This window comes from Mycobacteroides franklinii (assembly GCF_002013895.1).
In the GTDB taxonomy this organism is placed as follows: Bacteria; Actinomycetota; Actinomycetes; order Mycobacteriales; family Mycobacteriaceae; genus Mycobacterium; species Mycobacterium franklinii.
Window position 1 is genome coordinate 330,797 of record NZ_MAFQ01000005.1, and the last position, 15,741, is coordinate 346,537.

The following is a 15,741-nucleotide window of genomic DNA, read 5'->3' on the forward strand; positions in this document are numbered from 1 at the left end:
GGTAGACATGGGTACGTGTCTGAGCTGACCCTACGCACCATTGCCGATGAGGATGACTACGAGTCGTACCTGAGCTTCGCGTACTCCGTATTCCTGCAGGACCCGCAGAAGGACGAGATGGAGGCCAGCCGAAAGTTCACCGAGCTGGACCGGATGATCGGTTTCCACAATGGCGGCAAGTGGGTGGCGACGGCGGGGGCGTACAGCCGGCACGTGGTGTTGCCGGGCGGGGCCGTCGTGCCGGTGGCCGCTATCACCGCGGTCACGGTCTCGCCTACGCATCGTCGCCGGGGGCTGTTGACCACCATGATGCGTCACCAACTGGCGGACATCCGTTCGCGCGGTGAGGCCATCGCCATGCTTTACGCCTCAGAAGCATTGATCTACGGCCGATTTGGCTACGGGGTCGCGACGGAGGCCGCCGAGTTGTCCGGGCAGGTACGCGAGCTGGCATTCCGTTCCACCGTGGATCTGGGTGACGGCACGCTGGAAGAGGTGGACGCCGAGACCTTCCTGGCATCGGCCCCTGCGGTTTACGACGCTGCCGTCTCCGCGTTACCGGGTCAGATGTCGCGGACACCGGAGTGGTGGGCGATGTGGACGTTGGATAACGAGGAACGACAAAAGGAATCAGGCAAGATCCGCTTCGTTCTGCACTACGAATCAGACGGAACTGTCAGCGGATTCGCCATCTACCGGCCAAAGCCCGGGTGGGGCGATGCGGGCCCCAACGCCGAGCTGCATGTGCAAGAGGTGCTGGGCACCAACCCACGGGCCTACGCCCGAACGTGGCGCTATCTGCTGGATATGGATCTGGTCCGCAAGATCAAATATCACGGTGCCTCGGTACACGAGGAGCTGCGTTATCTGGTGGCCAACCATCCGTCACTGGAATGCACGGTGAGCGATGCGATCCAAGTGCGATTGGTCGACATTGCGCGGGCACTGTCACAGCGGCGGTACGCCGCGGACGTGGATGTGGTGCTGGAGGTGACCGACGAGTTCCTTCCGGAGAACTCGGGACGCTACCGGTTGCGCGGCGGTCTGGACGATGCCCGCTGTGAAATCACCACGGATGACGCAGATATCGCGTTGTCCGTGCGCGATCTCGGGTCCGTCTATATGGGCGGGGTGAGCCTGCAGGCGCTGGCCAGCGCCGGCTTGGTCACCGAACTGCGGACAGGCGCAGTGCAACGGGCCGCCATCGCCTTTGGCTGGCCCGTTGCACCCAGTGCGCCCGACGACTTCTAGCTAGTTGTCGTGACCGGGACGGCCCATCGGGCCGCCGGGGCCGTTCCATCCGCCGTCGTCCCATGGACGGTGCCCGCCGCCGTGGTGTCCCCAGCCGCCGCCACCATGTGTGTGCCACCAAATGGCGCATGCGATGCGCAGGGTGATGAACAGGAACAGCAGCACCAGGCCGGTGAGCAGGGCGATCTTGCCGAGCAGCTTGGCGCGGTCCGAGGATTCCTGGGCGCGGTCGTACTGGCCGGTGAGCCAGTACTGGGTGACATTCAGCGCGTTGGTGAACGCGCTGAAAGCCAACGGCCAGAAGAAGATAACGGAGGCCACCGCCCAGCCGACATTGGTGGGCGGAGGTTTCGGCGGCCCCGCCGGGCTAGTCGGTGCGGGTGGGGGCGTGTAAGTGGGCGTCGTGATGGCGCCAGTGGGTTCGTCGGACTTCGTCTCGTCGCTCATGGCACCGAGGTTAGGCCGATTTCAGGTGGCCTGCCATAACGATCGGGATGCTCCCAGGGAACTGGCACTGGGTACGCAGGTACCCGGATGTAACCGCCTGATCTACCCGCTGGTCATCCGCGGGGGCGGGTACGCCCGAACCGGCGGGCTACCCGTCGCATCCGGACCAGCATCGCGACCGACGGGTCGCTGCTACCCGCGAGATACGCGGACAGTTCGTTACCTGAAACGCCTATGCGCGAGGCAAACTCGGCCTCACGCAGACCGGAGGCCTCGAACAGCAGGTTGATCTCGTTGGCGGCTTCGCGGCGCTCGGCTTCGGCAAGGTCGTCGCGGGCGCGGGTGAGAATCTCCTGCAGCGCGGTCGAAATGCCGTAGAGCTCATCGGCACCCACGACTTCCTCGATCTGACGCGCGGTTCGCCCAAATGGATCGCGCTTGAGCGCGTGCACAATCGCTTGCCAGTCGGATAGGTCGCCGCTTTGCAGGGCGTCGAGAATCTCGTGGGTGGTCCAATGAGTGACTGGTTTGTCGCCGCGTCCGGGAGGGTCGGGCTGCGTGGAACCGGAGTCGATGGCGCCGGAACCCGAAGGCTCTTCGGGCACTTCGGGGGAGACGGCTGGCGCGTCGCTCGTGACCGTCACCTCGCATCCTCCAACATCGCCACCGCCACCGACAGGCACTGCCTGCGCACCGTGGCGCACTCCATCGCACCATCACCGGGCTTCGGGTCAGCGAGCCGGCGCACCAGCTGGCTGGAAACCCACCTCTGATTGGACTGTACACAGTAATGCTGATCGATCCCGGCGAGGACCTTTGCCGCCGTCCGCGGCTCCATCATCGAAGCGAGCCGGGCGAACTCGGTGTAATCGCGTTCGGCGTTGCGGCGCATCAACAACAGCCCCTGCATGCGCAGGGCTTCGGCGTCGGTGGGCACCACGCAGTTCTGCCCTGTCGGCAGTTTCACCTGCGTGATTTCCACCGGAGTGAGCCGCGAGAGGGGGCCGGGCATCTTGACCGTGTCGGTGTCCGCTCCGTTTTTGCCGGCTTGCAACGCTTCCAGGGCCACAGTCAAGTTGTCACGCCAGCGGTCGGCGAGCACCGACTGCGTGTCGGGTGCGGTCACCGTGCCGCCGTCGGCGAGGCGCTTGAGTCGAGCGGCCGATACCGCGATGGCGTGGTAATCGATACGCGGTTCCTCGAAGCCGGATCCCTGAAGTCGCAGCGCGCTCTCGGTGTGGGGGCCGGGAAGCTCGTCGACACATGGCGTTTCGAAGTCCACGTTCGGAAGTACGCGGTCCAGCCAACCGGGCAGCCACCAGTTGCGCTTGTTGAACATCGCCATCAACGCAGGTACCAGCACCAGGCGTACGACCGTCGCGTCGACGGCAATAGCCACCGCGCATGCGACGCCCAGCTGTGCCACCAATGGCATTCCGACGAAGGCGAATCCGATGAACACCGCGATCATGATCAGTGCGGCGCTGGTGATGGTGCGTGCGCTGGTGCGGACCCCATAGGAGACGGCGTCGCCGCAATCTCCCGTGCGCAGATACCGCTCACGCACCCGTGCCAGCAAGAAGATCTCGTAATCCATGGTGAGACCGAAGGTCAGCGCCAACGCCAAAGGCGGGATACTGCTGTCGATATTGGCCTTGTGGAAGCCCAGGAATTCCAGCCATCCCCACTGGAAGACGATCACCAGGCTGCCGTAGGCAGCGGCGACCGACAGCACCGTCATGACCACGCCCTTGAGCGCCAGCACCGGTGAACGCAGTGTGGCCAGCAGCATCACGAATGCCAGCACGCAGACAAAGGCGAACACCCCCAGCAGCGAGTGTTCGACGCGGGCGTCGTAGTCGAACAGCAATGCCGTAGGCCCGCCCACGTTGATATCGGCACCCGAATCTTTGAGCGCATCGGGCACATTCGTGCGCAGCCAATTGACGGTGTCGCGCGCCGCGTTCGCCTCGGGGTCCACCGATAGCACTGCCGAGATCAGCGCGTCATGTCCGTTGGTGGAGAAGGACGCGTCGGAAACCCGCGCGATATTGGGAGCGTGCGCGATGGTTTCCTTGGCGGTCTCGAGCGCCGCCGCGTTGTCCGGGTTGCTGGGGTTGTCCTTGAACGTCAGCAGTACCTGCACCGGCCCGAGCGCACCCGGACCCATCGCGACCGCTGCAGCGTCGATTCCCCGGCGGATCTCGTGCGACGAATCGAACTGACGCAGCATGCTATTGGAGACATGCATCTGCAGACTCGGTGCCGCGAGCACCAGCAGGAGAACCGATGCACCCAACGCGGAGAGCCATGGTCGGCGCATCACCTGCTGGGTCCACTTGCGCCAGAACGGAATCGAATGCTTGCGCAACGGTGAAATACGAAGGAAGCGGGACTGGTTCGCGGCCGCCTTGCCGAAGATGGCCAGCATTGCGGGCATCAGCGTGGTGGAGGTAAGGACTGCGATGGCGACGACGATGATGGCGCCGGAGGCCATCGATGCCAGTGCGGGAGTGCCGATCAGATAGATACCTGCGAGGGCGGCGATCACCGTCAATCCGGAGAATGTGACGGTGAGGCCCGAGGTGGCCATGGCGCCTGCGATGGCCTCCTGCCGATTCTTCCCGGAGTTCAGCTCCTCGCGGTACCGCATCAGGATGAAAAGGGAATAGTCCACCGCCACAGCGAGGCCGATCATGGTTACCGTTGGCAGGGCGAACACCGAGATGGTGGTGATGTTCGACAGCCCGAGGACGATTGCCACGCTCAACGCCACCGTGCACACACCCAACAACAAGGGCAGCGAGGCCGCGGCAAGGGACCCGAACGCCGCGATCAGCACGATGAGGATGACCGGGATGTTCCACTTCTCGGCCTTCTTGATGTCACCTGCGATCTGTTCGGTCATCGCGGCACCCAGCGCACCCTGGCCGATCACATACAGCGATACCCGGCCCCCGGCGATCTGGCCGGGCTGGCCGCCCTGCACCCCTATTTTCTTGCGGAGGCTCTTGGCGATATCGGTGGCGCCGGTGTTATCGAAGCCGATCCGCAGGGTGACGACGAACGGGCGGTCGGGTTGCGGGGTGAGCTGTGGGGGGATCGGCTCGACCGAAACCTGCGGAATCTGGGCCGCCACCTGCTTGAGATAGTCGACGGCGGCCGTCATATCTGCGACCGTCGCATCGGGACGGGGCGCGGCGACCAGTGCCAGCGGGGAGGCCCCATGTTCCCGGAATCCGGTCTCCATCGCGTCATGCACTTTCAGCGATTGCGATCCGGCAACCTCGAAACCGCCGCCGGTGAGTTTCTCGCCCTTGCCCGCCACCAGTCCTACCGCGGCGACAATAAGAATCAGCCAGACAGCGACGGTCAACCATCGGTACCTACGGAGGTAGTCGCTGGTGCGCATCATGACTGACTGCACGATGGTTCCTGTCCTTCGGTGTGACGCACGCAGTCTCCTGTGGCGTGGTCGTGATGCTACAGCAACGCGACCAACCGCGCCCCCTGTCTGTATATATCGCGGCAACCTGCGGTGACGTGTTTACTAACAGCGGCCCTTAGCGAAAAACCAGTGGTGGCTGTACATGCTCTTCGTCGTTCCTGGCAACGTTGAATTGGATCTAGGGGTGGATCTTGAATTTCAGAATCTGGGCGACGATAAAGAGTGGGTAACGCTCTGGTGACGGTGCGCGTCCGTGTTTCGAAATGGCGCCGGATTTCGATACGTTGGCTGTAATCCCGCAACAAGTAGGAGGAATTCCATGTCAGCCACAACCTCGCGGCGCGCAGCCTATGGCTTGCTGAGCGCAGGTGTTCTAGCTGGCGGGCTCGCGATGAGCGCCCTGGCACCGATTGCCGCGGCCGAGCCGGTCCCCCCGACGCCCGTCCCGGCCCCAGCGGCTCCCGTTGCGCCGGCACCCGCCCCCAACGCTGCCGCACCGGCCGCGGCTGGGACGTTGGGGGCAGCTCCGGCCACACCCACGCCGGACGGATGCCAGGCCAGCAAGATGACCAAGACTGTCGGCAACGTCGTGCAGAACGCGGCAAGCTACCTAGAGCAGCATCCGGACGTCGACCAAGCCTTTACGGAGATCAAGGCGGCTCCGCAGGACCAGATCGCCACGAAAACACAGAGCTACTTGGTGTCGCGTCCCGATGTCGCCGCCTCCATGGGCGGTATCGCCGCACCGCTGAATGAGCTGCGTACCAAGTGCGGTCTGCCGCTGGATCTGGCTCAGGTTGTCAATGGTGGTGGCTTGAACCCGGCCGCAATGGGTGTGAACCCGGCGCTGCTGACCGCCCTGTCGCAGAACCCGGCCGCGCAGTCGGTGGCACAGAACCCGGCCGCCCAGGCTCTCGTGCAGAACCCGGCCGTACAGGCCGCCATCCAGAACCCGGCGCCCGCGCAGGCGGCGCCGAACTTCCCGCAGGGCCCCGGACCGGCCCCCGGACCGGCGCAGCCCGCCGCTCCCGCGGGTCCGGTAGGAACGGGCCCCGCGCCCGGGCCGCGTATCTAAGGGCACATACCTACATCGAGTGCGAGCCTGGCGCGGATCTCAACTGAGATATCCGCGCCAGGCTCGCACTCGGCGTTGAAGGGCTCAGTGGGTGAGCGCGTCGGAGCTCGCCACTGGGGCGATGTCGTCGTGACGATTGAGGTACCGCACAGACAGCAGTACCGCGGCATAACCGGCGAGGGGAACCAGCACGGCGGCGAGACCTTCCATGCAGCCAGCTTGCGTGTCCCCCGGGCGCCGATCCAAGCGCGTTGACGAGATCCTGACGGTGGTCGTCAGCTTCTTGAGACTCGGGCGGCGACGGCACGCCACCCCAACAGGAACAGTGCGGTGACCAGTGATGCGACCACCACGAAGCTGAATGCGACGCCCTGGTTGCTCAGCCGGCGCAGGATCATTCCGAACAGCACGGTGCAGACCCATACCGCGATGCCGGTGTGGGCTATCGATGCGGGGCGTGACCAGCCCCGGCTCAGCACCCATCCGATGCCGGCACCCGACAGAAACGGCCAGGCCGTCTGCCACACGCCGAGCGCTGTGATGCCCTCGGCATGGCTGCGGCGACCGATGGTGCAAAAAACGAAGATGCCGACGACATCCAGTACCAGTGCAAGCAGTACGGACGCCGTCGGCTTCTTCGTCAGTGAATTCGGTTGCGCGCTGGGCATTCCCCGACCGTAGCGGGTGCCGCGCGGCGATCAGTTGGAGGGTGCCTCGGGGTGGCCGGCTTCGATGTTGAAGGTCAGCGCGACCTTCTCGCCGACCAGTCCGGCGCCGCCGTTGACGCCGAAGTCGCCGCGGTTGATCTGGGTGCTGGCCTCGAAGCCCGCAACCGCGCCGCCCTGCGCTCCGGGTCCGACACCTTCCAGGGAGAGGTTCAGCGCGACCGGCTGGGTGACGCCGTGCAGGGTCAGCTCGCCGTCGACGATGTAGTCGTCACCGTCGGCGCGCACCGAGGTGGACCGGTAGGTGGCGGTGGGGTGGTTGTCGGTGTCGAAGAAGTCGGCCGAACGCAGGTGGCCGTCGCGCTGGTCGTTGCGGGTGCTCACCGAGGCCACGGAGATGGTGGCCGATACGGAGGGGGTGCCGTCTTCGGCAACCGTGATTTCACCGCTGAAGTCGGTAAACGACCCGCGAACCTTCGAGACGCCCAGGTGGCGTACGGAGAAGGTGATATCGGAGTGGACCGGGTCGATGGTCCAGGTTCCGGCGGTGAGAACGGGCGTGGTGGTGGTCATGAGTGCTCCTTGAGTGTGGGTCGGACACTCATGCCAACCGGACTATGGTCCGCTTTATTTCGGGGGATCGGAAGATTTTTTCGGCGGTGTATCCGGCGCAGCTCCGGCGTCGGGTTCGGGGTCCTTGGTCGACCCGGGCTTCGCGTCCGGGTCGATCTGGCTCTCGTCGCGGAACAAGAAGAAGAAGATGACCCAGCCGATCGCGGAAATGAAGACCCAGCTGACCGCGCGGTAGATGAGCATCGCCGAGATCGCGTCGGGCAGTGTCATCCCGGAGGTCACCAGACCGGGCACCAGGAAGGCCTCGACCACCAGCAGACCGCCGGGCATCAGTGGGACCGATCCGGCGGCACGCGCCGCCGCATAGGCCACCATGACACCGACCAGCGAGGGACGGCTTCCCACCGCATACGCGGCGAAGGCCAGGCAGGCCACATCGGCGATCCAGTTGAACAACGACCAACCGAATGCTTCCCCGAGGGCGCGACGGGTCAGCGTCACCGCCTCCATCTGCTTGAGCATCTCGCGCCAGCGGGCCACGCCCATCATCGGTGGCTTGCCGCGCAGATCGTTGACCCAGCGCAGGATGCGGACACCGATACCGTCGAGCATCTCCGGTCGCGACGCGACGGCTTGGGCGAGGACCAGGATCGCCAACAAGCCGCCGATGCTGAAGACCAGTGAGAACGGGTTGGTTTTGGCGCCCAATAGGAATGCCCCGCCGAGGCCCAGGATCGCCAGTCCGACCGCCTGCAGTACCCCGGACATCACCAGCTGCCAGGACGCGACCACCGGCGTGGCACCCCACAGGCGCTGCTGTCGATAGATAAAGGTGGCCGAGAGCACGGGACCACCGGGCAGGGTGGTGCTCAACGCGTTCCCCGCGTAGAAGGCGGCCTCGGAGCGCCACTGACGTATCTTCACGCCCGCCGAACGCAGCAGCGTCCGCTGAATCTGGGCGAAGCTGTGCATGGACGCCATCGCGGCCAGCGCGGCTGCCAGCACCCACCAGGGATTAGCGGTCTTCAGGCTCTGCCAGGCCCGATCCAGCTGATCGGAGACGAAGCCGATTTCCACCGCGAGCACGATCGCGAGCACGACGAGGATCGCCCAGCGAATCCACCAGTACTTTCCCCGGCGCTTGATGACGGGTTGCGGAGCGGTGTCCGCCTCGGGGTCGTCCGAGCACGGCTCCGGGCCGTTTCGCTCGGGCGGCGTGCAGCCGCCCTCGAGACGGTCGCGGTCTCGGTCATCGGACGGGGGCACGGGCACCACAGTAACGGCGCGGGCTGGCCACTTCTTTCAGGTTCCCGCAGGCCACGCCAGGTGTGTCGCCCTGGTGCGGCCCCGGAGCAGCACAGAGTCGCCGTGATCCCAGTGTTTCTGTTCATCGGGGTCGGCGAAATACAGCGCGTTGGTGGACGCCAACAGCCGGCTTGGCCGGTGCTTGGCGAGCTCGGTCAGTCGTGAGGCCTCGTTCACCGGGTCACCGATCACCGAATACTCGTAGCGCTCGGGGGCGCCCACATTCCCGGCAACCGCCAGCCCGGCCGAGACACCGATCGCGAACTCGAACGGGTGGGGGAAGTCCTCGTCAAGCCGGTCCCGCAGCTCGCGCGCGGCCGCCAGGCATGCCGTGGTGGCGTCGGGGCGGTGCAGTGGCGCTCCGAAGACCGACAAGGCCTCGTCGCCGACGAACTTGTTGACGAAGCCGCCGCGACTGTCGACCACCTCCACCACGATGCGAAAGAAGTCGTTGAGGATCGTCAGCACCTCTTCGGGGTCACGATCCGCCGCCATCGACGTGGACCCGATCATATCGACGAAGAACACTGCGACATAACGATTCTCGCCGCCGAGGTTGGTACCCAGCTGCAGCGCCTGGCTGGCGACGTCGGCGCCCACGTGTTTACCGAACAGCTCACGCAGCTGACGGCGTTCCTCGCCGACCTGCATCATCCGGTTGAAACCGGCCTGTAGTACGCCGAGCTCGCTGCCGTCATAAACCTCGACGCGCGCGTCGAAATTACCTTGTGCCACATCGCTTATCGCGCTGCGCAGCTGTCGCACCGGGTCGGCCAGTTGCCCGGCCGTGAGCAGTGCGAGCCCGTAACTGCCGACCAAGGTGGTCGAGACGATCAGCAAGACGGTGAGGGCAAGGTCGCGTGTCGAGGTCAAATCGTCGGGCTTCCAGAGGGCCATGCCGCACAGCGAGATGAGCCCGATCGCCGGCGCTAGGGTGCCGATCCACCAGCTGAGCCGGACCCGCACGAACACCGAGGGCGCGAAGCGGCCGTGGAACTCGCTGGCGCTCAATGCCTTCGCGGCAATGGGCCGCAGGATGCGCTCACCGAGCAGATAGGTGATGCCGAAGCTGGCCGTTGCCGATTGCACACAACCGATGATGGTTGCGAGGGTCCACTTGGAGTCGTGGACTGCTCCGGCCGCGATGAAGACCCCGGCGCCCAAAGCCCATCCGGCGAGGTGGAGCAAGGACTGCTGTAGCGGCGCGGTGAGCGCGGTGCGAAGCTCCAGTGCGGTGGGTGGTCCGCCCCGGCAGTACCAGCGGGCCAGCCGGTGCTCCATGTGCAGCGCCCACCCCACGCTGGTGAGGATCATGACGCCGAAGAGAAGCCAGAACAGCGGTGGCCCGTTTTCGAATACCCAGTCGTGAGCCGGGCGTTTGAACGGCATCCAGTGGCGCAGAAAGTAGAACAACAATAGGAGAGTGGCGGCGTTGATACCGACCATGGATCCCACGAACACGCTCCAACGTGGGCCCAGCACATGCATGGCCCGAAACCATTCGCGCAGCCGTTCCATCACACAGGTATTCCGATCGGTCTACTCCCGTTGTACTCCGAATTCCGTGACATGACGAAGCATGCCAGTTCTTCTTGCTTCAGAGCACGGGTATGTCCAGGTCGGGCTGGCGCGGTGGCTCAGGGACCCTGGTGCCACGGAACCTACTGCGCGGTAGGGTTCGGTCCATGACGCAGCGCAGCATGCCCGCTCTCGACGGCGTGGATCACCAGTACGTACAAGCAGGGGACGTGAAGATCCATGTCGCCGTCGCGGGGCCGCAGGACGGACGACCGGTGGTGTTGTTGCACGGCTGGCCCGAGAACTGGTGGATGTGGCACAAGGTGATCCCGGCCCTGGCTGCTGCCGGATATCGGGTGCACGCCATGGATCTGCGCGGCGCGGGCTGGAGCGAGGTGGCTCCGACGGGCTACGAGAAGGAGCAGTTCGCCTCCGATGTGCTGGCCGCGGCTGACGCGCTGGGGCTCGAATCTTTCGACCTGGTCGGGCACGACTGGGGTGGCTGGACCGCACAGCTGGTCGCGCTGAAGGCGCCGTCGCGCATCCGGCGGCTGGCCGTCCTGAACATCCCGCCGGTGTGGCAGCAGCCGGGCCGCGTCGCCCGGCACGCGCACAAGCTGGCCTACCAGCTCGTGGTGGGCGCTCCCGTGGTCGGGCCTCTCTCGCATCTGTCGCCGACGCTGTGGTGGTTCATTCGCCGCAGCGGCATGCCCAAGGAGTCGGTGGACTTCTTCCGCGGCTGTTTTCGCGATCGCGACCGTCGCGTGGCGGGGTCCAAGATCTATCGCTCCATGGTGGGCAAGGAGTTCGTCAATCTTGCGCGCGGCCCCTACGACGACCAGAAGCTGACCATGCCGGTGCGGGTGCTGTTCGGGCTCGACGATGTGGCCGTGCACCCGTCGCTACTCGATGGTTTCAAGGACCACGCCGACGACCTGAACATCACCGAAGTGCCCAACTGCGGTCACTTCATCGTCGACGAGCAGCCCGAGTTGGTCGTGAAGTGGCTTTCGGAGGTACTGGCCGAGCCCGCGCCGAAGGGATAGCTGGTCATGGTGAAGCCCGTCGCACAAGCGGCTCATCGCCGTTAGGCTCGGCCCATGACGCACGCTGATGCCGCAGAGTCGGTTCACCCGTATGTGCGCAAGGGGGCTGCGTGGGCTTGGCGCCTGCTGGTGCTGCTTGCTTTCGGACTCACCTTTCTGTGGTTGTTCTGGCACCTGAAGACGATCACCATCCCGCTGCTGCTGGCCCTGATGGCCTCGGCGCTGCTGGTTCCGACAGTCAACTACCTTCAGCGGCACAATATTCCGCGCTCATTGGCGGTCGTCGTAGTCCTGTTGACCGGTAGCGCCGCGGTCGGCGGGATCCTGACGTTTGTGGTGGATCAGTTCATCAAGGGTCTCCCAGACCTGTCGGCCCAGCTGACCAACAGCATCGAGTCGCTGAAGAACTGGGCGATTCACAGCCGGTTCCACATCAGCGAGGAACAGATCAGTAAGGCCGGCGACGCGCTGGTCAACACCATCAAGGACAACCAGGACAAGGTCACCAGCGGGGCATTGGCCACGGCCACCACGGTCACCGAGATCATTACCGGCGCCGTGCTGACCTTGTTCACCACCATTTTCTTTCTCTACGGCGGCAAGGAGATTTGGGAGTTCGTCACCCGCGTCTTCCCGACGGCGGTGCGACCGCGGGTGCGCCGTGCAGGTGTCCTGGGCTTCGGATCGTTGATCGGCTACGTGCGTGCCACTGTCGCGGTGGCGCTGGTGGATGCCATCGGTATCGGCGTGGGTCTGGCGGCTTTCAGTGTGCCTCTTGCTCTTCCGCTGGCCTCACTGGTCTTCCTGGGTGCATTCATCCCGATTATCGGTGCCGCGATCTCCGGATTTGTCGCGGTGTTCATCGCGCTCATCACCAAGGGCGCCTTCACCGCGGCAATGATCTTGGTCATCGTCGTTGTGGTGATGCAGGTGGAAGGCCATGTGCTGCAACCGCTCATCATGGGTCACGCGGTACAGATCCATGCGTTGGCGGTGGTATTCGCCATCGCTACGGGCGGTGTGCTGGGTGGCATCATCGGCGCGCTTTTGGCGGTGCCCACAGTGGCCGTGCTGAATACCGCAATCCGCGCGTTGATCGAGCCCGAAGACTCCGACGATCCGTATCTGCTTGAAGGAGAAGAGGAAGCCGTGATCCTCGACCCGGAGATGGTGCCCGACGGCGGCCCGCCGGCGGTCAGCGCCAAGCCCGGTAACGGAGTGCCGGAACTAGGCCCGGCTCCGCCCAAGGACTGACGAATTCACATGGCATCCGGAAACGGAACCGTCCCGCGATGGATGAGCGGCAACGATCCGACAGCGTCGCTCTGGCGTGCGGCGCAAGTGTTCCGATTGGCCAGTTTTGGGTACGCCCTGCTGGCCTCGCAACTGGCGTCCTACACCCACTATGAGCGGCAGGGACTGAGTTGGGCGCTCTATGCCGCCATGGCGATGTGGACCGGGTTCGCGGCGGTCGCGCTGTCGCGCAACTGGTTCCGTCGCTGGCAGCTGGTGTTGTGCGATCAGGTGATCGTCATCGCGCTGATGCTCGCCGGGCGCCTGGTTGTCGATGTGCACTGGTACAGCGGACATCAAGCGCTTCCGACGACGCTATGGGTGGCCAATGCGGTGGTGTCCATGGGTCTGTTGCGTGGTCAGCTCGCCGGTGTCTTATCCGGTTTCGTGCTCGCGGCGATCAGCATCGCGGCGCGCGGACTTCCCGTCAGCGCGTTGTGGCTCGATGCGACCATGCCGGCACTGGTGGTGGTGGGGCTCGCAATCGGGGCGGCGTCGACCACCGCGAAACGCACCTTCTATGAACTGCGGCGCGCCGAACGGGCGGCCGCGGCGGCGATCGAGCGCGAACGGCTGTCTCGTCAGGTCCATGACGGGGTGTTGCAGGTCTTGTCATATGTGAAGCGCCGGGGTACCGAGATCGGCGGCCCGACGGCAGAATTGGCCGCCATCGCAGGGGAGCAGGAAGTCGCGCTGCGGGAGCTCATCTCCGGTGCGGCACAGACAACGTTCGCCGACGACGAGTTGGTCGATCTGCGTCCGTTGCTGCGCACGCAGGCCAGCACCGCTGTCTCGGTCTCCGCTCCGGGCTCACCGGTGTTGATCGGTCAGCACATGGCCAGTGAGCTAGCGGCCGTAGTGCGTAGCGCGCTGTCCAACGTCGCGTTGCACGCGGGGTCGGAAGCGCACGCGTACGTGCTCGTCGAGGACCTGGAGGACTCGGTGGTGGTGACGGTGCGCGATGACGGCAGTGGTATCGCCGACGGCAGGTTGGATCAGGCTGAACGCGAAGGGCGTATGGGGGTGTCCCGGTCGATTCTGGGCCGGGTTGCGGACCTCGGTGGGGCTGTTCTGCTGGAGACGGCGCCCGGCGCGGGTACCGAATGGGAGATCACGGTGCCGAAGTCTCAGGAGGTGGGGGTGTGACAGAAAACGTTGGCGATGAGCTGATTTCGGTGATGGTGGTCGACGACCATCCCATGTGGCGCGACGGGGTGTCCCGGGACCTGCAAGCGGCAGGACTGCGGGTGGTGGCCACCGCCGACGGTGTCGCCTCGTCGGGCCGGATCGCGGCGACGGTGAAACCCGATGTGGTGTTGATGGACATGCAACTGACCGACGGCGACGGCGCGCAGGCCACCGCCGCGGTGCTGGCAGCGTCCCCGGATAGTCATATCTTGGTGCTCTCGGCTTCTGCGGAACGCGAGGATGTGCTGGAAGCGGTGAAGGCCGGAGCGACAGGGTATCTGGTCAAAAGTGCCTCTGCCGCTGAACTTATCGAGGCGGTGAAGGCGACCGCCAGGGGGCAGGCGGTGTTTACGCCGGGCCTGGCCGGGTTGGTGCTCGGCGAATTCCGCCGCATGTCGAGCGCGCCCGCCGCGGATTCCGATGAGACGCCACGGCTCTCCGAGCGGGAGACCGAGGTGTTGCGACTCGTCGCAAAGGGGTTGAGCGCCAAGCAGATTGCCACTCGGCTATCGCTGAGCCACCGGACCGTCGAAAACCATGTGCAGTCGACGCTGCGTAAGTTGCAATTGGGCAATCGTGTGGAGCTGACCCGGTACGCCATAGAACACGGTCTCGACGAATAGTCCTGCGCACGCGGGTTGTCTCACACGTCTTCCCGCAGCAAACAGTTCCGATACGTAAATCGGGCGTGGAGTCTCATGTCTCCGCGCCGGGCGCTGGGCGGCGGCTGGGAGGCTGCTGCCGGTGGCGATCTGCGGGAACGTGGATGAGATGACTCGCCCCTGATGGCCTAGGTCAACGTCGCATGGCGTAATAGCTCCCAAAATCGCTTATTTACCGCATGATTCGGGGCAGATATTGGCGACGGGATATCCCGGACCGGCGATACTTTTGGATGCCTGTGACGCAGCACACAGTACACCGATCGGTGTGATATAGAATATGACCGACTATTCAATTAACGATTCATCATTTATCGTCAACGCTCATTGGCGCCGCAGCCCTTAGTGCGCCAGCGAATGCCGGTTCACTGAGGAGTCTGGAATGCGTCGTGCGCTGTGTTTGGGTCCCTCGTGACCACACCCGGCGCACGAGTAGCGGCCGATGACGGTGCCGCGGCAATCCAGGACTGGGCCACCGGTTACGTCAAGCGTCACCCTCTCGAATCCCTGAGCACGGTCGGCGAGCAGTTCATGCTCGGTGTTCGCACCATCCAGTGGTTCTTCGTGGACCTTTTCACCGGGCAGTTTCAGTGGCAGGAATTCGTCAGGCAGGGAGCCTTCCAGGCCGCGACGGCCGTGATGCCGGTGATCTTGGTGACCCTGCCGATCGGCGTCACGCTGTCGATCCAGTTCGCCCTGCTCGCGGGACAAGTGGGCGCGACCTCACTGGCCGGTGCGGCCAGCGGCATCGCAATCATCCGGCAGGCGGCATCCCTGGTGGCCGCGGTGCTCATGGCTTCGGCCGTCGGTTCGGCGATCACGGCCGACCTCGGTTCGCGCACCATGCGTGAGGAGACCGACGCCATGGAGGTGATGGGTGTTTCGGTGATCCGCAGGCTGGTGGTGCCCCGGTTCGCGGCGGCGATCATGATCGCGGTGGCGCTGACCGCCGTGGTGTGCTTTGTCGGATTCCTTGGCGCCTATCTGTTTAACGTCTACTGGCAGGGCGGCGCCCCCGGCAGCTTCGTATCGACCTTCGCCTCGTTCGCGACCCCCGACGACATGGTGTTGGCGGTACTGAAGGCCATCATCTACGGCGCCATCGTGGCCGTGGTGTCGTGTCAGAAGGGCCTGTCCACCAAGGGCGGCCCCATCGGTGTGGCCAACTCCGTGAATGCCGCGGTGGTCGAGTCGATCTTGTTGTTGATGGTTGTGAATGTCGCCATCAGTCAGCTGTACATCATGATGTTCCCGCGGACGGGGCTATGAG

Annotated in this window: 15 protein-coding genes; 7 read left to right on the top strand and 8 right to left on the bottom strand. The window is 64.8% G+C overall.

Annotated elements, in window-relative coordinates; translation table 11 throughout:
- Positions 1 to 15 precede the first annotated feature (15 nt).
- Positions 16 to 1,251: a GNAT family N-acetyltransferase gene (locus B4393_RS08505; protein WP_078333740.1), complete on the top strand. Its 1,236-nt coding sequence runs from the start codon at positions 16 to 18 to the stop codon at positions 1,249 to 1,251.
- Here B4393_RS08505 and B4393_RS08510 read toward each other — a convergent pair whose 3' ends face one another.
- The 3 genes from B4393_RS08510 to B4393_RS08520 all read right to left on the bottom strand — a co-directional run bounded on the left by B4393_RS08510 (position 1,252) and on the right by B4393_RS08520 (position 5,113).
- Positions 1,252 to 1,698, bottom strand: a complete 447-nt coding sequence (locus tag B4393_RS08510) for a CD225/dispanin family protein (protein ID WP_078281090.1) — start codon at positions 1,696 to 1,698, stop codon at positions 1,252 to 1,254.
- 113 nt (positions 1,699 to 1,811) lie between these two features.
- A complete protein-coding gene (locus B4393_RS08515) occupies positions 1,812 to 2,342 on the bottom strand; it encodes a helix-turn-helix domain-containing protein (RefSeq protein WP_078333741.1) in 531 nt (176 codons plus the stop codon).
- Complete coding sequence (locus tag B4393_RS08520; RefSeq protein ID WP_078333742.1) at positions 2,339 to 5,113, bottom strand: MMPL family transporter; 2,775 nt, start codon at positions 5,111 to 5,113, stop codon at positions 2,339 to 2,341. Before B4393_RS08520 ends, B4393_RS08515 begins: the two co-directional genes overlap by 4 nt.
- 352 nt (positions 5,114 to 5,465) lie before the next feature.
- On the opposite strand from B4393_RS08520, the gene B4393_RS08525 reads away from it, so the two are divergent.
- A complete protein-coding gene (locus tag B4393_RS08525) occupies positions 5,466 to 6,221 on the top strand; it encodes a hemophore-related protein (RefSeq protein WP_078333743.1) in 756 nt (251 codons plus the stop codon).
- 84 nt (positions 6,222 to 6,305) lie between these two features.
- Here the strand turns inward: B4393_RS08525 and B4393_RS28280 are convergent, their stop codons facing one another.
- From B4393_RS28280 to B4393_RS08545, 5 genes are all read right to left on the bottom strand, one after another.
- On the bottom strand, positions 6,306 to 6,431 hold the full coding sequence (locus tag B4393_RS28280) for a hypothetical protein (protein ID WP_269087565.1): 126 nt from the start codon (positions 6,429 to 6,431) through the stop codon (positions 6,306 to 6,308).
- A gap of 65 nt (positions 6,432 to 6,496) precedes the next feature.
- Complete coding sequence (locus tag B4393_RS08530; protein WP_078333744.1) at positions 6,497 to 6,889, bottom strand: DUF3054 domain-containing protein; 393 nt, start codon at positions 6,887 to 6,889, stop codon at positions 6,497 to 6,499.
- A gap of 30 nt (positions 6,890 to 6,919) precedes the next feature.
- A complete protein-coding gene (locus B4393_RS08535) occupies positions 6,920 to 7,459 on the bottom strand; it encodes a YceI family protein (RefSeq protein WP_078333745.1) in 540 nt (179 codons plus the stop codon).
- A 54-nt stretch (positions 7,460 to 7,513) separates the two neighbouring features.
- Positions 7,514 to 8,734, bottom strand: a complete 1,221-nt coding sequence (locus tag B4393_RS08540) for a lysylphosphatidylglycerol synthase transmembrane domain-containing protein (protein ID WP_078333746.1) — start codon at positions 8,732 to 8,734, stop codon at positions 7,514 to 7,516.
- A 27-nt stretch (positions 8,735 to 8,761) separates the two neighbouring features.
- A complete protein-coding gene (locus tag B4393_RS08545; RefSeq protein ID WP_078333747.1) occupies positions 8,762 to 10,285 on the bottom strand; it encodes an adenylate/guanylate cyclase domain-containing protein in 1,524 nt (507 codons plus the stop codon).
- Positions 10,286 to 10,449: 164 nt separating this feature from the next.
- Between B4393_RS08545 and B4393_RS08550 the strand changes: the two genes are divergently transcribed.
- The 5 genes from B4393_RS08550 (at position 10,450) to B4393_RS08570 (ending at position 15,740) form a co-directional block, all read left to right on the top strand.
- Positions 10,450 to 11,328, top strand: a complete 879-nt coding sequence (locus B4393_RS08550) for an alpha/beta fold hydrolase (RefSeq protein WP_078333748.1) — start codon at positions 10,450 to 10,452, stop codon at positions 11,326 to 11,328.
- Between the two features lie 54 nt (positions 11,329 to 11,382).
- Positions 11,383 to 12,582, top strand: coding sequence for an AI-2E family transporter (locus B4393_RS08555; RefSeq protein WP_078333749.1), 1,200 nt, complete (start codon positions 11,383 to 11,385; stop codon positions 12,580 to 12,582).
- 9 nt (positions 12,583 to 12,591) lie between these two features.
- Positions 12,592 to 13,767, top strand: coding sequence for a MacS family sensor histidine kinase (gene macS / locus B4393_RS08560; RefSeq protein WP_078333750.1), 1,176 nt, complete (start codon positions 12,592 to 12,594; stop codon positions 13,765 to 13,767).
- A 32-nt stretch (positions 13,768 to 13,799) separates the two neighbouring features.
- Complete coding sequence (locus tag B4393_RS08565; RefSeq protein ID WP_078333979.1) at positions 13,800 to 14,432, top strand: response regulator; 633 nt, start codon at positions 13,800 to 13,802, stop codon at positions 14,430 to 14,432.
- 450 nt (positions 14,433 to 14,882) lie between these two features.
- The gene (locus tag B4393_RS08570) at positions 14,883 to 15,740 is read left to right on the top strand and encodes an MlaE family ABC transporter permease (protein WP_078333751.1); all 858 of its coding nucleotides are present in this window, start codon (positions 14,883 to 14,885) and stop codon (positions 15,738 to 15,740) included.
- Position 15,741: the final 1 nt, after the last annotated feature.